Here is a 20396-nt window from a genome sequence, read left to right on the forward strand (position 1 = left end):
CTGCCTCGGTTGCAGGATGAATGCCCCAGCATCAACCTCAATAGCTTACCCGGTCGGCACGCAGTGCCTTGAACTGCAACAGCGTCAAGAGCGCGAGCAACACCAGGAAGATCATGGAACCGGCAGAAGCCAGACCAAATGAATAGCTGCCAAAGGCGGTATGATAGATATATGTTGTCAAAATTTCAGTTGCGTAGTTCGGGCCTCCGTCCGTCATTGTGAAAATGAGGTCAAATGCCTTGAACGATTGAATGGTCGTATAGGCCACAACAATTGTTGCCGAAGGTGCTAGCAGTGGCCAGGTCACGGTACGGAATACCTGCCATTTGCTGCCGCCGTCCATACGAGCCGCCTCATACAGTTCTGCCGGAATGCCTTGCAGACCTGCGATGAATACGATCATCATCTGCCCAGCATGTGCCCATACCTGTACCGCAGCGATGGAATAGATGGCGATCTTGGGATCACCAATCCAGTTACGAGCGATGCTGCTCATCCCTGCTTCATTCAGTCCATAGTTGATCAATCCAATGGATGGATCATACATGAATGCCCAGATCAGTCCAACCGATACGGAGGACAGAATCGCAGGCAGGAAATACAATGCCCGAAGCACAATGCGTGTCTTGGTATTACGTACCAAGAGCAGAGCCAGGACAAGTGAAATAAAGGTTTGTGCAATAACAACCGTTAACATGAACTCCACGTTGTTACCAAAGGCTTTGCGGAATACGATGCTGCTGAGACTGTCCTTGTAATTATCCAGCCCTACAAATGCATACGACGGGGATACCCCATCCCAGTCCGTAAAGGAATAGAACAGCCCCGTCAATGTAGGAAATACGAACAATCCAACGTACAGCAGCAACCCGGGGATCAGAAACAGGGATAGCTGAAGACGGTTTTTCATCGTTTATTTCCCAATATGCTGATCAATGATCGCTTGTGCCTGCTGTGCTGCTTCTTCTGGAGAAGTTCCGCTTAGCACAGCCTGAATGGAGTTAGTCACTGCTTTTTGATTGTCTCCGTTCAGGATGGTGAACCGTGGCTGGAACACGGTCTTTTTGCTCGCCCATTCTCCCGCTACCTGAAGCTCAGGCGTATCGTACTTCACATCATTCACCGTTACATTCTGTCCCGTCTGGTTGGCATACTCGCTCGCCACTTCCGGATTGCTCAGGAATTCGAGGAACTTCTTCGCTTCTTCCGGATGTTTCGATTTGCTGTTCACCGCGAGCATGAATGTGGTGGTATGCACCCCTTCATACTTCGCTTGATTTGCACTTACTGTAATCGGTGCAAGCAGTTTTTGCTCCAGGTTCGGATTCTGCTGCTTGTTCTGAGCCAATTGATACGATCCACTTGCCAGCATCGCTGCTTTCTCTTGAATAAACAGTGCGCCCGCCGCAGGGTCCTTCGTACCCAGTGCATCCTGTTGGAAGTAACCTTTATCGTTCAGTTCCTTGATTTGAGTCAACGTTTTCACCCAAAACTCATCCGTCAGTTTGGCTTCGCCAGCTTCTACTTTGGTAAAAATGTCGTCACTCGGTGCATTGTTCATCACCATCGTATTCATGAATTGCCCTGGGCCAATGTCCGCTCCGGCAAAGGCAATCGGAATGATGCCATTGTCTTTCAGCTTCTGGCAAAGTGCCAGGAAGCCTTCCCAATCGGTCGGCGGCGTCAAGCCGTATTGTTCAAACAGTTTTACGTTATAGATGGGATCGTTATATACGAGTTGGTACGGGATCGCATATTGCTTGCCATCATGCTGTCCTGATTCAATCAGCTTCGAATTGTAGGCCGACAGGAATGATGATCCGGTCAGATCCGTGAACAAGCCGGCTTTGGTGAAAGCTTCGAACTGTGCACCCGGGAAGGAAGCAAATACATCCCCTACCGAACCGTCACTGATTTTGGATTGAACGGTGGACTGGTATTGATCGGAGGGCAACGTCTGCATCTCCACGTTGATGTTCGGGTTTTCTTTTTCAAATGCGTCAATAGTCTTGTTGAGTGCTTCGGAATCTTCTCCACGCCAGTGCATGAAGCTGATCGTAACTTTGCCTGAACCCGAGGAACCGTTCTCTCCAGATGACGCGTTATCCCCGCCGCCGCAAGCCGACAGCAGGATGGACATCACCAGCATACTGACGAGCGGCAGGATTAATTTTTTATTTTTTTTCATGAAAGACGACCTCCTGAGGATGCTTGATATTTTAACTAAAGAATGTTTATACTGACCACTCCGATGACAGAATAACCTTCCGATCGCTGTTATCCCCAGATTTATTTGATTCCTTTTTATAAAAGGAAAAATCCGGGGATAAAGGCGAACGCTTCGCTTCTTCACGTTATTTCTGTCCTCTCCGTTTTCGTATAAAAAAATTAGTTGAACTTACTTAGTTAGTAGTAACTTGATGCTGCTTCTGTCTTGTTTTCCATTTCTCGCGAATGATGGGCATCACGGTCCGGCCGAAGATTTCGGCTTCTTCCAGATGCGGGTAACCGGACAGAATGAAGGTTGTAACACCCAGATCTCCATATTCCATCAAGCGCTCTGCGACCTGTTCGGCTGTACCTACAATGAGGATCGCACCGCCGGAACGCACAACGGACAAGCCTGTCCACAGGTTGGGACCTACGACAAACTGCTGCTTCTCGGACAGTTCCCGTAGCTCGTTCTGTCTGCGTTGGTTGGTTGCATCCGTCTCGGCAAAAGCGGCTTTGGCTTTCTCGATCGCTTCTGGTGGTACTTTGCTAATAATCTCCCAAGCTGCTGCCCATGCTTCTTCTTCGGTATCCCGAATGAGTACCTGAGCACGCATGCCGTAACGGAGCTGACGATCTTGTCCCGTTTCCTCTTTCACCTGCTGACGGATGACCTCGATCTCTTCGATCTGCTCCTGAATCCAGTCATGAGGCTCGCCCCACATGAGGAACGTATCTGCATGTTCAACAGCGACCTTCTTGGCAATCGGTGAACTTCCTCCCAGATAGAATGGTGGATGCGGATTTTGCACCGTCTCCGGCATGCCTACCGGTCCTTTGAAATTGTAATACTGCCCGTTGAATTCAGGATTGGGATCGCTGGGTGCATCTGCACTAGATTTTGAACCGCTTCCAGCAAACTCCGTCAGATTCAGTCCCGTCGATTGAGTCCATGAACGCTTCATGACTTCCATATACTCGCTCGCCCGCACATACCGCTCATCATGCGCATGTGCCAGTGGATCACCGAGTTCCTCCAGATCTCGAACGGAACTGCCTGTCACCACATTGATCATGGCGCGACCACCAGAGAGCTGATCCAGTGCCGCTCCCATTCGTGCAGCGAGTACGGGTGTAACCAAACCCGGGCGAATGGCGACAAGGGGACGCAATGTCTTCGTATGACTCATCACAGCCGAGCCAACCACCCACGCGTCCAGACAGGCTCCCCCTGTCGGAATCAGTACAAATTCGAATCCTGCCTTCTCCGCCGTCTGTGCCACATCGACGAGATAATCCAGACTCGGCTCCCGCTCTGGGGCAACCCCTACATACTTACCATCCCCTGCTGTAGGCAAAAACCATCCAAACTTCATGTCTTCCTGTTCGCTCACAAAAGTCAATCCCTTCTATGAATAAATAAAGTCTCATGTTAAAAATAAGATCACTGTTCTGCCACTCCGCCGTTCCGGTTACGAATCGTTCTTACGATCACTGTTATCTCCAGATTTTTTGATTCCCTTTTCTAAGGGAAAATCCGGAGATAAAGGTGAACACTACGTTTCTTCAGAATCGATTTCGTCCCCTCCACTACGTTTGCACTCGTTTAAAACTTATTTTTAAAGTGTGCCTAATTTCTAATTCCTTTTCAAAGTACTCATCCAAATGCCGATTAATTAACTTGGTTTAATAGGTATGGACATCATATCAATTGATTTGTCTGTGATCAATGTCATTTCGCGGCAATTTTATTTTGTCATTTTGTGGTCTTTTCTCAGATTTAGGTCTTCCTGATCTTGAATATGTATAAAACCCACCTGTATAATAGGTTATAAATAAAACTTTTAACGATACTTATACAATAAAGAGGTGTTCCTGATGACCGAGAGCATGAAGGAGGACCACCATGAGTTTTTGGATATTATTTTCTTCACTCCATCTGAATTCGAGAAAGCTGGTGGCGCCTGGCCGATTCGCATTGGCCGCAACGTAGCCAAGACCAACTATCATATTGGCCCTCGTACCACACCTTATCATTATTTGCTATTTGTGCTGGAGGGGGAAGGTACATTCATACAGAACGGACAGCGTCACGCCCTTCGAGCCAGGGATGCGTTCTGTCTATTTCCGCATGTTACTCATGAGTACTGGACGGACCCGGAGGACACGTTGCAGAAAATATTTATTGCCTTTGACGGTACATATGCAGCCGAACTGCTGTCTCGAATTGGACTTACACCCGACTCACCGTATCGTTCAGGTGTACTTACTCCGGAGACTGCAAGCGCCATGCGCTCGTTCATGGAGGATGTTCGCAAACCTCAGGATGGAGCCAGCGATCTGGGAAGACTCACCCGGTTTCTAAGCCTATTTGACCGGATTGCCCGTTCCCCTGCGACCAAAGGATTGCAACCGGATTCAGCCACGCCTTGGCTTCAGAAAGGCAAGGAATACATGGACATTCATTTTGCAGGCGGCATCTCTGTGGAAGGTGTGTCCGCTCATGCGGGTGTAGATCGAACCCATTTTGCCAAACAGTTCCGCAAAGCCTATGGTCTGTCTCCCGTGCAATATATCCAGCAATTGAAAATGACCCAAGCCAAACGTCTGCTCGTGCAGACGCCGCTAAGCTTAACTGAAGTGGCTCATTCCGTAGGTTACCCGGACTTGTTCTCCTTCTCCAAAGCGTTCAAAAAGCAAGTTGGGCTACCTCCCAATCGCTATCGTACAGCGGAGAGCACGAAAGATTGAGGGAGCGACCTTTCGCTCCCCAGCCTATAACTCAGTCTCGTGTACCATGCCTTGTGTACGATACCGCGTCTACCAAATAGCAATGGACTCCTGATCTTCATATCCTGCATATCATAGTGCTGCAAAACCCATTACAAAACCCACCACCAAAGAAGGCAAGCCCCTTTAACCCGGGACTTGCCTTCTTTCTATACTATATTCTTGACGCACGTACCAAGAATCAGGAACTTTTTTACGTTGACCTAACGCTATTCTTTCTCCTTATCCTTACGCGCAAGCGGAATTCCGTTCTCTTTGGCATACCATGCTTCATAATGATGCACAGCCACACCTGCAAAAGAAGAATGAGAGGAACCGAGATCGAACACCTTCGCCATCTCTTCATTCATATTGCTAACCGGTTTACGGAAAAAGGTCAGGTGATCCCCCTCGTGTGTATCCGCGAGTTCCGCTCCGATCCAGACTTTCTTGCCGAGCTCATCCGCTTCGTCCAGTTCTTCCTTGGACAGATCATACATCTGCTGCCCACTATCCCGGTAAGCCATGATCGCCACTGCATCGAAGTTGGAGATCACCCAGCGACTGAATGTACCCTCACCTTCAGCCGACTGACGGGCATCTAGCCAGAACGGAATGGCCGCGCTCATGTACAGTCCGGCATCCTCTCCGGCTTTTGTCCAGGCCTTCATGTTGTTCTGCCACTCTGCAATGACGCTGCTCTCCTCGTTCTCCCAGCGCTTCAGCTGATATGGCTCCACATCCAGTTGAATGCCTTGGAAGCGTTCATTCTTGGCCGAAGCCGCATTGTATGCTCGTACTCGCTCGATAAAAGCAAGTCCTTCATCCCGCTTCTCCTCATAGGCCCAGTCTGCATGACCGTTAAGTCCATGCACTTCAATCTCAGCCTGTCGGGCAGCCGCAATGAATTTGCGGTATGTTGCGTCAGGCACCTCATCCTGAATTTGCAGGAAGATGGTATCCACGCCCTGTTCTTTGGAAAAGGCAATAATCTCAGGCGTCTGCTCCGCAATAATGGACGCGTCCCACAGCCAGGTCGCTTTATGCTCCTCCGCCGAGAACCATTTGAACATCCAGGACAGAAGCAGCAGGCACAACACCACAGCCAGAATGGCCCATTTCACCATACCCACCAGTTTGCCCCGTTGCCTCATATATTTCCTCAGACGAGCAACGCTTCACTTGGCTCAAGCACAGGATGCTGTACCGAGTGACCAATCTTGTAGATATGCGGATGTGTGTATGAACGGAATGCATTACGTGTATCCAGAATCGGTACACCCATCTCGGCAATATCAAAGTAAGGCAAATCGCTGTGGTTGGTGATCAGCACGATGCAATCGTACTTCTTGAACTGCTCCAGATTGAACGCTTCGCTGTGTACGGTCTCGCCATGTTTATCCTGGAAGGAATCCGCATGTGGATCGTAGTAGCTAACGTTAGCTCCACTTTCCTTGAACAGTTCATATACTTCCAGTCCTGGTGATTCACGCAGGTCGGCAATATTAGGCTTGTACGACATGCCAAGGAGCAGAATATTGGATTTACGTACGGATTTAGCGTATTCGTTCAGAATCGTTGACGTTTTGTTCAATACATAATATGGCATGTTGTCATTGGTGGATTGCGCCAGCTCAATGAATTTGCTATAGAAACGGAAGCCTTTGGCCTTCCATGACAGGTACATCGGATCAAGCGGGATGCAGTGTCCACCGATGCCTGGGCCTGGATAGAATGGCATGAAACCAAATGGTTTCGTCGCCGCCGCGTCAATAACTTCCCAGATATCGATACCCATACGGTCACACATCATCGCCATTTCATTTACAAAGGCAATGTTCACACTGCGGAATGTGTTCTCCAGCAGTTTGGACATCTCAGCCACTTTCGGCGAAGATACCGGTACTACGGTTTCTACATATTTGCTATATAGCGCTGTTCCGAGCTTCAAGCAAGCTTCAGTTGTGCCCCCGATTACTTTCGGCGTATTAAATGTTGTGAAACGTCCGTTCGACGGGTCCACACGTTCAGGTGAGAAGCAGAGGAAATAGTCTTTACCTGCTTCTTGTCCGATCTTGTCCAGCTGCTGCTGGATCAGTTCTTCGGTAGTACCCGGATAAGTGGTGCTCTCCAAGGTAATCAGCATGCCTGGTTTCATATGCAGTTTGATCTGATCCACAACGGTCTCGATGTAAGATGTATCCGGGTCCTGATTCTCACTAAGCGGTGTCGGTACGCAGATACTGAGTGCATCGATCACACGCAGCATACTGTAATCTGTCGTTGGCTGGAAACGACCGCTTTGCATTACTTTTTTCAACTCTTCGGACGAAATATCGTGAATATAGGAATCTCCTTGATAGATACTTTCTACTTTGGACGCATCCAGATCAATTCCGATTACCGTGAAACCTTGATTGACCATTTCCACGGCAAGTGGAAGTCCTACGTAACCGAGCCCGACAACGCCGAGTACAGCTTCTTTATTTTCAATCGCATTCAGTAATGTGTGGAATTGTTGATTCTCCATGATATTCCCTCCGGGCAGTGTATTTGGTGGTGCTTAAAATCCATATAAATAGATGAGTGTCTGTGCTCTAAATGTTGCTCTAATCTATCTTCTAATGCAGGCAGCGTCTGATTCGGGCATCCAGTTCTACAGGTGAGAACGGTTTGGTCATGTAATCATCCACGCCGCTGCGGAAGCATTGACTGATCGTCTGCTCGACACGTTGCTCGGTCAACACGACAATTTTCGGCGGCTGCTCCATCTCCAGGTTCTGGATATGATGGATGAACGGCAGACCGTCGATGCCATACAGATTCAGCTCCGTGAGCACCAGGTCTGGTGTGACTTTCTCGATCAACTCCAGTGCAGCCAGTCCATCGACGGCTTCATAGGTTTCGTATCCCTGCATCTTCAACCGCAATTGCAGGAATTCGCGTACCGTCGGATCGTTATCCACAATCAAAATTCGTTCCGGCTCGTCCGCCGTATTGTCCAGCGTGTAGATATGAATCTCCGCCGAATCTACGAGCTTCGAGGATTCAGCCATATGCTGAATAGTTGCCTTCGAAGGGCGCTCCCCTTCCGGGAAACTGGCCAGTGTAATCTGTGGATCGGCACCGGGTACAGTCTCTTGCAACTCATGTTTGATCCGAAGTCCTTCATAATGAACTTCATCCAATGACAAACCTGGTAGCAGGACGGCAATCGCTTGGGTAGCCCCATCCTTCCACACCTGGAAGGCAGACTCACTTGTTTGCTCCAGATGTGTCCTGACCTGCTGCTCAGGTTGAGAGTTTCCTGCACAATGGATGAACATTAAGCCGCATGTTTCGGCACCCGTTTCCTTCAATCCCTGTTCTACACTTCGGTACACATTAACGGCAGCCTCACGCTGCAATGTCGCCGTATTTGGCATGTTCTTTTCCACCCTTCTCCTCGATTATCTATATAAGTCCAAAAAATATTATTTACACTTACACTCCGATGACAGAACAGCCTTTCGATCACTGTTATCCCCAGATTTTTTGATTCCTTTATACAAGGGGAAATCCGGAATAAAGGCGAACGCTTCGCTTCTTCAGGCTTTTTCTGCCCTCTCCGTTATCGTGTAAATGTCTAGTTGGACATATAATTGCTTTGATTATTCTTTACTCAAGCAGCTTCGCTTGTTTTCTTCTCATCCTCGGACCAGCTTTGGCGTGTCATGGTACCCCATGAGTTGTTGTTTTGCATGAACTGCACATGTCCCTGCAATCTCCACAGTACGCCCAGCTGATGGTAGCCGACGAATTTCAGCGCGGAGTAGACCAGCATTTTGACCAGATCGGAGAGTTTGTTATAACGTTTGAAAGCAATCTCCTCCAGGACAAGTGCGCCTACACTCAGCAGATAACCACTCACGAAGTTCAATAGTCCGAACAGAACCAGAATCGGCCATTGCGTCATATCCAGAAGCACATATCCGGCGAGAGCCAGAAGTCCGGTAATCCGGAAATACGGGTTCAATGCTTCAAAAAGAACGTTATATGGCATGGTCACCATACCCATAACTTTATATTTTGGATTGAACAACATGCCGCGATTCTCGATCATGTTCTTCAGATTCCCACGGCCCCATCGCTTGCGCTGACTGGACAAAATCCGGTAGGAATCCGGTGCTTGTGTCCAGCATACGGCCTCAGGACAGAAGGCAATGCGGTACTTCAATTTGTTTTCCAGCATGTAACGGTGAAGTTTGATGATGATGTTCATGTCTTCCCCAGGATAACCATCCCGGTATCCACCTACGGCGATAACAGCGTCCTTACGGAACATGCCGAAGGCACCGGAGACAATGATCAGACCGTTCATGTGACTCCAGCCAATCCGTCCACCCAGGAAGGCTTTGAGATATTCAATCGACTGGAACATGGGCCAGATCTTGCGTGGCAGCGATACATCTTGCACTGCCCCGTTTTCAATTTTGCAGCCATTGGCGATCCTTACATCTCCACCGATGGCTACCGTCTCTTCCGGATTCTCCATATACATGCGTGCCATGCGGATCAGGGCATCCTTCTCCAGCAACGAATCGGCATCAATGGAAGAGATCAACGGATAATGGGACAGGTTAATCCCGGCATTGAGGGAATCGGCCTTACCGCCGTTTTCCTTATCAATGACATACAGATCCGGGAACTCCGGGTTATGGTAGATCCCACGAATTTTCTGACAGGCGATCTTGCCCCGAATCTTCGTATTGGGTACTGGCTTCAGACGATATTCTTCCAACAGGATATTCAGTGTCGCATCACTGGAGCCATCATTCACAACAATGACTTCATACGTTGGATAATTCAGCGTCATCAGGCAGTTCACATTCTCAATAATCGTCAGTTCCTCGTTGTATGCCGGTACCAGCAGAGAAACCGAAGGCACCAGTTCCGAGCCTGACAATGTATTGTATTTGGAATAATGCGACCGCCGGAAGATCGTCCAGATATTACGAAACGATAAGGCCAGAATGGAAAAATAGAGCGTATTTACAAAAACAACATAGTAGATTGCGACCATGCCGTAGATTAATAGTAGATCCCTAAGCAGTGTAATCCCCTCCTACCGTAGCGACACCTGTGCGCTTCTTGCTCGTTCTGTTCTCTCGTACAGGGCCAAAATAGCGATCGTACAGCAGTCTTTTTTTGTTATGTGCAATCATCTGCTCTACAGCTCTGTCATCGGTTCTCGTATGCTGCATGGTGCTCTCAATCTGCTGCATCGCAATCTCACGCTCAGCACCTGTACCTTGCACCGCAGCCTGACACAGTGCTTCGAATCCCGGTTCACCGAGCTTGCTCAGACTCTCCGCACTGTTATATCGAACTCTCCAGTCTTCATCCCGCAGCGCTTTGCGCAGTAATGGAATGCTGCCAGATGCATGTTTCGAACCAAGCGCTTGTACCACTTCGGCGCGAACTTCCGGATCAGGGTCCTGAATCAGCTTCAGAATCGTCTCATCCCGGAGTGCCGGACTTGCGCTAAGATACAGCTTCACCGCTTCGGCACGTACATCCTGATGTTCTGCGCCTACCAGTCTGTCGAGTGCAGGCATCACTTCAGGTACAGCCTGTCCCCACATGGCAACCAGTCCGACTTTGACAAAATCAGGATTCCGGTCCTCCAGCAATTCAATTAGAATTCTGCTCGTATCCAGACTCGTTTCGAGCAGAATATCTGCTGCCAGATGGTGAATGGACTTACCTTTGGTTAACAGCAAAGCGAGCATGTCTTTCAGTTCACCTTGCCGAGTCGTACATCTGGAGATGGATCGACCAATCATAATGGCCATCGGGCCTGGCTTCTCATCCTTCAGCAATTCCATCAAGCCCGGAACGGCTTCGGGACAACGCATGCCACCCAAGCGATAAGCCGCATCAATCTGGCGGCCGTAACGCAGACGACCCAATTCCTTTAGATCATGTTCTACGAATCCTGCCTCACGGCATAGTGCGATTAATTTGTCGCGATACTCACCCTTGAACTGGTCAATCCATTCAATCAGCCTGTCCTGAATGACTCTGCGTTCCAGCGGAGCCAGCTTGCCTGGTGGCAGTCTGAGCGGACTATTCTCGGTCAAGGCTGTTTGCAGATAGGTAAAGTAGTCACGCTGTTTCAATTCATAGAACGCCGTCTTGCGTCGTTTGCCATTGTGGGACATTTTCATGGCAAACAATACGATGACGCCTACAACCACGAGTGCGATACAAATGTACAAAAACAGATAGGCCAAAGCCAAACTTGGAAACATGTGAAAAGGTCCTCCTTTATACTCATTTATTCGATATGAAAACTAGGAATTTTTTCGTAGCTCTTCTTCATTTTGTCGTAGCTTAGCTTCAGCCGTTCACTATACTGCACCTGCTCCCAAGGCTGCCAGCTATATACCGGCAATGTCTTCAGGTCCAGAGTTATCTGTTCACCCCCAGGCCAGGATACCTTCTTCGTGGCACGGTCCGTTAACCACGGAATGAGGGTAACGCCTTCCACAGCAACTGTGGAGAACTCACGTCCATTCTTGAGCGGTCCATAGTCGATCGCTTGCAACGAACTCGGATCACCGAACCCAAGCAGCATCCAGGGAATTCGCATCTCCACTTGATTGCCATTATACTGCCATGCCGTTAATGAATCCGTATCAGGTTGGCCGGGAGCCGTCGTTCCTCGCTTCAATGTTCCGACCTTTTCATTCATGAACGGTTGAGCAGATCGGGTATCCGGCGGTGTCATCCTCAGGCTGACTGCCAGATTCCATGGGTGGAACGGATCTGTGGAATCAGACTGCTGATCTGGCAGCATGTCGTATCCTTCCTTACCGTACAGACGCTGATTAAAGTCATAATCTTTGGCGATCTCCACCTGTGATTCTTCATCCTGCCCCAGTGTAATCACTGTCTCAAGACCATCACTGAGCGTCCGGCCCGGGAGTAACTTATCTGGTTGACTGCCTCCAGCAAGTGTATCTGTGCCAATTCGCAGCAATGTCTTCTCCGGGTCAAAAGGTTGATCCAAGGTCAATCCAATATACAGATAGGCTTCATCATGGGTCATCTTCATCTCCTGAATGCCGTCCACTTGGCCCTGCCAGGTAGTAACTTCTTCATCCTTCAGATCATCCCAGTCATCTAGTGTGCCATCGATGGTTAACTGTTCCTGTTTACCAGGGTCCATGGCAAGCAGACCAAACATCTTCTCGTTCGTCAGCACGTTCAGCCAATATGCACGGCGATCAGCGGGGATTTCCAGTGGCATCGTGTTCCATGTTTTTTTGAACCACTCATCCTGCCACATGAACACAATCGCTCCCGAATACCCTTCATCATAGATATCCTGCGTCAGTGACGCGTCAATATCTCCCTGCTCTACTTCGTTATGTCCACCCTGATTCCGTCCTCCCATACCCAGATGGGAAATGCCAAGAGAAGAGGGTACACCATACTCTGTAATCATTACAGGCATATCGGAAAACTCGGCTTTCAGTTTGCGTAGATAACTTTTGTACGTGTTGTACTCACCGTTCTCGTCCTTGATCGTTTGGAGTGTTTTATCAATATGGAACAGATCCGGGTAATACGGGTACACATGGTAGGCTGCAAAATATCCACCATCCCACGCCTCCGGCTGAATATGACGGGCATCCACACTCACGAGATCCTCTTCATACAGCGGCTCCCCGGGATGATCCAGCACATCGGTCGTTACCCAGTTGGTGAAGGTCATCGGATGCTCCCACCCGTACTTCTTCTCCAGGACCGCCGTATGATCCAGCAGCTCTGCCAGCCAGTTCTCAAACGGTGACGCTTCTGGACTCGCCGAGAAATGAACTCCCTTGTACTGCGGTACGTCCGCATGTTTTGCGTTCGTGTTGTCTACCATCGCCGGGTCCCATTCCGTACCCACATGCCAGGCCATCAGGTATTTTCCTGCATTCGTCTTGTATTTGCCGCTGGACTCTCCCTGCTTGGCAGGAATGTCCGCATCACCATAGACAGCAGATACGGCCTTTTCAATCTCCTGCTTGAACGTCTGCTCAATATGGGCCGCATAGGCATCCTGCTTCTCAATCAACTCTTCTTCAGGTGACCATATGCCCTGTATAAAATATAACGGTTGCTCCCGGCCGCGGTTATATTCGACCAATGCGGAGTAGAAAATCGGTTCGTGAACCGTGTATACCCGGATTACATTGGCTCCCAGATCCTCGATCTGCTGGAACCACCGCAAGTAATCCTCTTTGGTCAGCGGGAATTCTCCCGGGTAATGCCCCGGTGAAGTTGCGCCCAGGTTGACACCTTTGACGAACATCTCCCTCCACGTTCCATCTGGCCCGTATTCCATGAACCGGTCTCCATCGGTCTTGAATTTCATCTCCGTGCCGTTCTCCGCTGTGTACGTAACGAGCTTGGGTTGCATATAGTGCCATCCGGCAAATATCCCACCGGTCACCACCACTGCTCCTGTCAACACCGTTAATAGCCAGCGTCTTCGTCTTTGTCTGCTCATGTCTTTAGATTGCTCACCTCTCTAATATGCATCCTGCTTCAACATCGAATGGTCCAACGTGAAGTTTACGAATCTTTCCGCTTCGGATGTCCGCTTGGTAGAGATGTCAGCGGTGTAGTTCTCACTATAGCGCTAAGACTCTGCATTTGTAACTAGGCTGATGGAAGCAAACATGAAATGGAACATTCTGCCCATAATTCGTAAAAAGAGCCATCAACTAGCACCGGGATGCCTCTCGGACATGTCTGATTCCCGAACACTAATATCTACTGGAATCGCATGGTTTGGATACCCTGCTGATCTTGCAATTCTGGAACCTTTATTGTTATGTGCAACGCGGGTACAGGCAACGTTTGCCGTTTGAACACATACCCCATTAAACGCGAGTCATATTTTAAAGTTGCGGCCTATTTTACAGTATTAACCATAAAGATTACAAAATTGATACTATAGTCCGATAACGCATCAGCGATATTCCGCGTCACATCAAGGTTTTCTGAAAAATGCAGAAAATCAAAAAAGGACGTCAGTCCCCCTCTATAGGACTGTGCCCATTTATAAACCTTTTACAAAAAGCTAAATGAACTACCGGTCATCACCCAGAGGTCACAGATCTCTCACATTAAATGTAAAAAAGCACATCTTATTTCCTAATTTCTGCCTCTAATATGGCGAACCACTAATTGTGTCCAATTTGCAAAATAATTCCGGTTGCTGCATTTCGAATTGTCGGATATGCTTATAAAACAGGAACACTTGTTCCACACTGTAAATGAACTGTTAAATATCGATGTTAAAATGGACATAATCGACGCTTAACAGATGAGCACAGCATCACGGATAAGGAGAGAAGTCTTATGCCCCGCCAAGACAGACGTATCATCATGCTGGCCGACTGCCAGTCATTCTATGCCAGTGTGGAGAAGTCTGCACATCCCGAATACAAGGACCGCCCCCTCGTTGTCGCGGGAGATCCGGCGCGCCGTTCGGGTATTATTCTTGCGGCCTGTCCACTTGCCAAATCCTATGGAATCACGACAGCAGAACGACTGGGCGAAGCGCTCGCCAAATGTCCGAATGTTGTTGTCGTTCGTCCCCGGATGGCCGAGTACATTCGGGTGTCCCTTCATATTACGCGCATCCTTCAGTCTTACACCGATCTGGTGGAACCCTATAGTATTGATGAACAGTTCCTCGATGTCACCGGAAGCCTGGATCTGTTCGGCAGTCCTGAGACGATTGCACGCAGCATTCAATCCAGAGTGATGGATGAGACGGGTGTGTACATTCGAATCGGTATCAGTGATACCAAGGTCGTTAGCAAGATGGCCTGTGACCTGTATGCCAAAAAAGTCCCTGATGGCATCTGCACACTGCCTCGCAAAGATCTGCCGTCCACCATCTGGCAGAAGCCTGTGAGAGACATGTTCATGGTCGGGTCCCGCATGGCACAGCATCTCTACAAGATGGGGGTTCACACCATCGGTGATCTGGCTCAGACTCCACTGTCACGACTGAGAGAACGTTGGGGTGTGAATGGCGAGGTACTGTGGCGTATCGCCCGCGGTATTGACGATTCCCCGGTCAAACCCGGGACATATGCTCATCAGCAGCAGGGTATCGGACATCAGATGACACTGCCCCGGGACTATGACTCCTGGGAAGATATCAAGGTGGTACTCCTCGAACTGGCGGAACTCGTCAGTCGACGTTCCCGGGACAAATCACTCATGGGTCATGTGGTCTCTGTTGGCTGTCGCGGACAGGATTATGATCGGCCTACCGGTTTTTCCCGCCAGATGAAGGTGAATGAACCCACCAACATTACGGATGAAGTATATGATGCGGCAGCAGCTCTGTTCCTGCGCCGTTGGGACGGATTACCCATCCGCCGCATCAGCGTATCATTGACCGGACTTGTGCCTGATTCCGAAGTGCAGCTATCCTGGTTCGATGACCGTGAACGTAAAAGAGAATTGGAACGTGCCACGGATGATATCAAACGCAGGTACGGAGATACCGCCATCATGCGGGCATCCTCCCTCTGCTCGTCCGCCCAGGCACAGGAACGTTCTCATAAAATTGGAGGTCATTATAAATGAGTAAGAAATTGCAGCAAAACGGTATCTTCGAGTCCTCACGCATGATGCTCCCCGAACACCGGGAAGCCTATATTCTTCATCAGGAACAACTCGCTCCTCGCACCCGCCCATCCCTCGATGCCCAGGCGGCCGAAGAAATGTCCCGTTTGCTCAGCAACTCGATGATGCTTGGAGATAGGGTCACTATTGCCGTGTTTCACGAACATGACGATATCCGTTACACCGGGCAGGTGCTTCGACTGGACCGTCCTGCCCGTACCCTCCGATTACTGATGGAGAGCGGGTCCCGGGATATTCAGATGAACCTCATTACGGATGTGGCGCTAGCCAATGAATGAAGGGACGTATACCCACTCCGATGTTGTGGATGTTCCATGATAGATGCAGCATGGTCGTTGCCATACAGGACTGACTTCCTAGACATCCTGGTGAATACCAAAAGCAGCCGACGAGACATATCCGGACCATTCACTTCGTTCAAAAGAAGCAAAATATCGGATACGTGATTCATCGGCTACATATGAGGGTAAGGATTCTTTTTTCAGAAAACTTTTTAGAAAAAGCTCCAATCGAATTCCTTGGACAGACGTTCGAGCAGATGCACGCCGGCAATACTATTGCCTTTGCGATTCAAAGCCGGGCCAACAAGACCAATGCCGAATTGTCCCGGTACAAGGGTCAAAATCCCTCCGGATACACCGCTCTTGGCGGGCAAACCGACTTCGATGGCAAATTCGCCTGACGCATTGTACATACCGCAGGTCGTCATAAAGGTTTTGGCAATCTGTACATAACGGCGAGGAATGAGTTCGTTGCCCGTAATCGGATCTGTTCCATCATACGCCAGAACCAGTGACATTCGTGCCAGATCTGCGCAGGTGACTTCAATGGAGCAATGACGGAAATACACGGCAAGCACATCCTCCACGTCATCCTTGATCACACCATTATGCTTCAGAAAATAACCAAGCGAACGGTTCAAGTGACCGCTCTCCGATTCGGACTCGAATACCGCTTCGTTATAGCCCAGCTGATCATTATTCGCCAGCTTGCGGAAAAACTCCAGGATGCGTCGTGATTTCTCTTCCTTGCAGTCACCTCCGATCAGGGAGGACACTGTAATCGCACCCGCATTAATCAAGGGATTGAACGGAATTCCGGGTTCGACCAATTCAAGCTTGATCATCGAATCGTAATCGTCGCCTGTAGGTTCTTTTCCTACATTAAAGAAGACCGCTTCTTCCCCATGATCCATAAGGGCAAGAATAAGGGTAAATACTTTGGAGATACTTTGCATCGTAAACGGGACACCGCAATCCCCAGCCGACACATGGTTCCCTTCGGCGTCCATGATATGTATACCAAGCTCATCCTGAGAGGCTTTGACAAGCTCCGGGATATAAGAAGCCACCTTACCCTGCCCCGTGTGCAGACGACTGGTCTCCAGCCACTCCGGCAGTAATGCATTCAGACGTTCCATGGTTGAATTGCTCATATGTCATCTCCTCCACATCTCTATATTTGCCTGTTCAAAAAGTCTGGTTTTCAGTACCGAGAAGATGGAATAAAGCTAGAAATGGAGTAGCGGAGCGTAGGGAAACTACGTGAGCAACGGACATTTCGGCTGAATTTCATCTTCGATGCTGATGATGCCGCAGGCATGATTCGTAATCAAAAGTGGACTTTTTGAACTACCTCTATATAAGCATCTTGCATGAAATGTACATGGGTGAACCCATGCACCATGATGATACTGAGTTCCATCCGTCTCATGCAAGATGCCCTATATATCTGATTACCCTCAGAACAGTCCTTTTATCGCTTCATTTGAAGATTTAACTCCAAGATCTCACCAGGAAGACCATCGTAATCGCCTGTCCAGGTGGATACAAAGTTCTGTCTGGTTAAGATCTGGCGGGAAGCAGCGTTAGTTGGATCGATAACTGCATAGAGCGATCCAATCCCTGCGGCTTGTGCCTGGATAATCAACCGTGATGCTATGGATGTGCCCTGCCCTTTGCCCCAATGTTCAGGCAGGATCATGTAACCTATTTCAGCTCGGGTCGGGTCTGCCTGATCCGGAATCAATTTGGCATACGCCACACCGGCGCCATCTTCATTAAATACCCGGTAATGCCCACAAGTGGAACGCTCATTAAAATCAAGCATGGACTCGAATTGTGATCTCGCCTCTTGCTCCGGTAGTGCACGTTCTGTAATCTGTTTCATTACTTCCATATTGGAAACCAATGCATAATAATCATCAAAATCAGGTTGTGTGTATTTAATGAAATTCATGATATGCCTCCTCTGGGGTACATAGCTTGGTCTTAGTCTTCCTAGATTCACCTAGAGTATAACAGAAGCGAATGATGGAATGCACACAAGGCACCACGCTCGCTGGCAGCCGAGTAGTCCGATAGGTCAACAGGCCGGCTGGCAATCTGGCAACATAGATACCAAAAAGCGGCCTCATTTGGAGACCGCTCTGTTTTCATTTACTTTTAAGATGAAGAACTATCCTGTATTCGTACTTACAGCTCATGTTGCTTAACTTGCCCGTGATGAAGGATTAAGGTTCATCTGTTTTTCACGTTGACGTGCTCGACGACCTTGACCTGGAGGGGTAATGATCAGTGCGAGCAACAGCGAGACAGCGCAGAGTACAGCAATCACAATGAAGGTTAGATGGAATCCGCCCAGCAGGGCGCTGATGAATGATCCAGCCAACGCACCAAATCCAAATCCCTGATAGATCACGCCATAGTTTTTACTCTGATTTTTCAGTCCGAAGTAATCGGCCACAATTGCCGGGAATACCGTAATGTTACCACCGAAGCAGAATGCAATAGCCGCTACACAGGCGAAGAAGATCCCGAAGGTCAGTGGAACCAGACTAAGTGTCATGACAGCTACGGCTGTAACCAGCAGCGCACCAGCGATGACCTTCATTCGTCCTACTTTATCCGACAGCGCACCAAGAATAATACGTCCTGCCGTGTTAAAGATCGCAACCATGGCTACCGCATTCGCAGCTGTAGCTACATCAAGTCCAGCCAGCTGTACACCGATATCTTTGACAATACCGATCAGATACAGGCCGCTCATACACGCCGTGAAGAAAATAACGAACAGCATATACGCTTCTTTCGTACGCAGCATCTCTTTCACCGTATAGTCATGACGTGCTACGACTTGTTTTGATCCTTCCTTGCTTGCCGGAGCCTGTTCACGAACAACCGCTTCACGGATCAGGAATGAACCCGCAACGACCAGAACCAGAACGATAATGCCCCAGTACATAAATGCCTGAGCAGGACCAACGGCACCAATCAATGCCGAGTTCACATATTTGAACAATAGACTACCGGTACCGAAGGCGCCGACCGAGATTCCCGAGATCAGACCTTTACGCTCCGGGAACCACTTGATCAGATTAGATAACGACGTAATATACGCCGTACCATCTGCAAAACCAACGACAAATCCAGCCAAAATGTACAGCAGTGTTAGCGAAGTGACTTGGGAACTCAGAATAAGACCCAGCCCAAGCACAACCCCGGCTACACGGATAAGACGCTGAAGACCCCAACGTTCCTGCAACCGTCCTGCAAACAATGTGGCAAATGCCAATGCAAAACTGGTAATTGAAAAAGTTATCGCGACCGAGCTGACGTCCCATCCGAAACGGTCAGACAGCGGTTGATTAAATAAACTCCAAGTATAGATGGTTCCAAGACCCATTTGTACAATGATGGTCCCCAAAACAATAAGCCAGCGGTTCATTTTTGTAGGTGCAAATGTTGATTCAGGTGTTGATGAAACGGATGAAATTGCTGCTTTCATCGTGATCTCCCCTTTGCCGATGTCATATACATGAATGCGTTCACAAGCTAATCATACATGAAAGGGGATTCATTACACCGTTTTGAGCATGAGTTGCATCAGATGCGGAATGAAATGCTTCTAGATGCGCATGAGTTGCCTGAATTCTTTGACTTTACCGCGACTCACAGGTACTTCAGCCTCCAGATCGCGCAGACGAAGCAGATACGTATTGTTAAACCAAGGTACAATTTCACGGATTTGAGACAGATTTACGACGTACGAACGGTGGCAGCGAAAGAACGTGTCCTGTGGCAGACGGCTGTGAAAATCCGTAATACTCACTGGCATGGTGAACTCCCCATTTTTGGTATATACCTTCGTCACTTTCTCTTGCGCTTCCGCATAGTAGATGTCTGCCGTATCCGTAACAATAATATTGTCATTCCGCAGCAGATTAATTCTTTTGTCCGTATGGGAATTCGTATCTCGTTCTCGTAACAGTTCCCCTTGCACAGAAGGTCCGTCCGCCAGAGGGGCTAGTCCATCCTCAACACGTTGCTCCACTGGCGCATGATCGCGCTTGAATGCCAACTCCAGCTTATGGAGCATCGCAGCAATTCGTTTCTCGTCGTAAGGCTTGAGAATATAATCGAACGCCTCCAACTCAAAGGCTTCTGCCGCATGTTCCTTGTACGCCGTAGTAAATACAATATAGGGTTTCGTTGCAAACTTCCCAATATGATGGGCCAGCATCATGCCGTCCAACGAGGGAATATTGATATCGAGAAAAATCACATCAACTTCTTGTTCCTGCAAAAATTTCAGTACATCCAGCCCGTCTTCAAGGCGATCCACCACCTCAATCTGACTGTGCTCCTGGATCAGGTAATTCAATTCCTCGCTTGCCAGAATCTCGTCTTCCACAATAAGAGCTCTCATTG

At 48.8% G+C, this 20396-nt stretch carries 17 protein-coding genes; 4 read left to right on the plus strand and 13 right to left on the minus strand.

What is annotated here, in order from left to right; genetic code table 11:
- Positions 1-37: 37 nt before the first annotated feature.
- The 3 genes from MHI06_RS19535 to MHI06_RS19545 all read right to left on the minus strand — a co-directional run bounded on the left by MHI06_RS19535 (position 38) and on the right by MHI06_RS19545 (position 3587).
- On the minus strand, positions 38-910 hold the full coding sequence (locus tag MHI06_RS19535) for a sugar ABC transporter permease (protein ID WP_017687487.1): 873 nt from the start codon (positions 908-910) through the stop codon (positions 38-40).
- A gap of 3 nt (positions 911-913) precedes the next feature.
- Positions 914-2188: an extracellular solute-binding protein gene (locus MHI06_RS19540; protein ID WP_340398817.1), complete on the minus strand. Its 1275-nt coding sequence runs from the start codon at positions 2186-2188 to the stop codon at positions 914-916.
- 214 nt (positions 2189-2402) lie between these two features.
- A complete protein-coding gene (locus MHI06_RS19545) occupies positions 2403-3587 on the minus strand; it encodes an LLM class flavin-dependent oxidoreductase (protein ID WP_340402152.1) in 1185 nt (394 codons plus the stop codon).
- 502 nt (positions 3588-4089) lie between these two features.
- On the opposite strand from MHI06_RS19545, the gene MHI06_RS19550 reads away from it, so the two are divergent.
- A complete protein-coding gene (locus MHI06_RS19550) occupies positions 4090-4962 on the plus strand; it encodes an AraC family transcriptional regulator (protein WP_340398818.1) in 873 nt (290 codons plus the stop codon).
- A gap of 248 nt (positions 4963-5210) precedes the next feature.
- Here MHI06_RS19550 and MHI06_RS19555 read toward each other — a convergent pair whose 3' ends face one another.
- The 6 genes from MHI06_RS19555 to MHI06_RS19580 all read right to left on the minus strand — a co-directional run bounded on the left by MHI06_RS19555 (position 5211) and on the right by MHI06_RS19580 (position 13525).
- Positions 5211-6134: a hypothetical protein gene (locus tag MHI06_RS19555; protein ID WP_340398819.1), complete on the minus strand. Its 924-nt coding sequence runs from the start codon at positions 6132-6134 to the stop codon at positions 5211-5213.
- 8 nt (positions 6135-6142) lie between these two features.
- A complete protein-coding gene (locus MHI06_RS19560; RefSeq protein ID WP_340398820.1) occupies positions 6143-7510 on the minus strand; it encodes a nucleotide sugar dehydrogenase in 1368 nt (455 codons plus the stop codon).
- A gap of 91 nt (positions 7511-7601) precedes the next feature.
- Positions 7602-8405, minus strand: coding sequence for a response regulator (locus MHI06_RS19565; protein ID WP_340398821.1), 804 nt, complete (start codon positions 8403-8405; stop codon positions 7602-7604).
- Between the two features lie 236 nt (positions 8406-8641).
- Positions 8642-10042, minus strand: coding sequence for a glycosyltransferase (locus MHI06_RS19570; RefSeq protein WP_174806433.1), 1401 nt, complete (start codon positions 10040-10042; stop codon positions 8642-8644).
- A gap of 22 nt (positions 10043-10064) precedes the next feature.
- Positions 10065-11273, minus strand: coding sequence for a HEAT repeat domain-containing protein (locus MHI06_RS19575; protein WP_340398822.1), 1209 nt, complete (start codon positions 11271-11273; stop codon positions 10065-10067).
- A 26-nt stretch (positions 11274-11299) separates the two neighbouring features.
- Positions 11300-13525 carry a hypothetical protein gene (locus tag MHI06_RS19580; protein ID WP_340398823.1) on the minus strand — a complete coding sequence of 742 codons (2226 nt, stop codon included), beginning with the start codon at positions 13523-13525 and terminating at the stop codon, positions 11300-11302.
- 241 nt (positions 13526-13766) lie between these two features.
- Here MHI06_RS19580 and MHI06_RS19585 point away from each other — a divergent pair, with 241 nt between their 5' ends.
- The 3 genes from MHI06_RS19585 to MHI06_RS19595 all read left to right on the plus strand — a co-directional run bounded on the left by MHI06_RS19585 (position 13767) and on the right by MHI06_RS19595 (position 15965).
- Positions 13767-13889, plus strand: coding sequence for a hypothetical protein (locus MHI06_RS19585; RefSeq protein WP_282435684.1), 123 nt, complete (start codon positions 13767-13769; stop codon positions 13887-13889).
- A 493-nt stretch (positions 13890-14382) separates the two neighbouring features.
- Positions 14383-15627 carry a DNA polymerase IV gene (locus MHI06_RS19590; protein ID WP_340398824.1) on the plus strand — a complete coding sequence of 415 codons (1245 nt, stop codon included), beginning with the start codon at positions 14383-14385 and terminating at the stop codon, positions 15625-15627.
- Complete coding sequence (locus tag MHI06_RS19595) at positions 15624-15965, plus strand: YolD-like family protein (RefSeq protein WP_340398825.1); 342 nt, start codon at positions 15624-15626, stop codon at positions 15963-15965. Before MHI06_RS19590 ends, MHI06_RS19595 begins: the two co-directional genes overlap by 4 nt.
- 215 nt (positions 15966-16180) lie before the next feature.
- Here the strand turns inward: MHI06_RS19595 and glsA are convergent, their stop codons facing one another.
- The 4 genes from glsA to MHI06_RS19615 all read right to left on the minus strand — a co-directional run bounded on the left by glsA (position 16181) and on the right by MHI06_RS19615 (position 20394).
- Entirely contained in the window at positions 16181-17122 is a 942-nt protein-coding gene (gene glsA / locus MHI06_RS19600; RefSeq protein WP_340398826.1) for a glutaminase A, read from the minus strand.
- Positions 17123-17442: 320 nt separating this feature from the next.
- The gene (locus tag MHI06_RS19605; RefSeq protein WP_340398827.1) at positions 17443-17925 is read right to left on the minus strand and encodes a GNAT family N-acetyltransferase; all 483 of its coding nucleotides are present in this window, start codon (positions 17923-17925) and stop codon (positions 17443-17445) included.
- Positions 17926-18177: 252 nt separating this feature from the next.
- The gene (locus MHI06_RS19610) at positions 18178-19413 is read right to left on the minus strand and encodes an OFA family MFS transporter (RefSeq protein ID WP_169483157.1); all 1236 of its coding nucleotides are present in this window, start codon (positions 19411-19413) and stop codon (positions 18178-18180) included.
- 180 nt (positions 19414-19593) lie between these two features.
- The gene (locus MHI06_RS19615) at positions 19594-20394 is read right to left on the minus strand and encodes a LytTR family DNA-binding domain-containing protein (RefSeq protein ID WP_340398828.1); all 801 of its coding nucleotides are present in this window, start codon (positions 20392-20394) and stop codon (positions 19594-19596) included.
- Positions 20395-20396 lie beyond the last annotated feature (2 nt).

It is taken from the genome of Paenibacillus sp. FSL H8-0079, from assembly GCF_037991315.1.
Taxonomy (GTDB): domain Bacteria; phylum Bacillota; class Bacilli; order Paenibacillales; family Paenibacillaceae; genus Paenibacillus.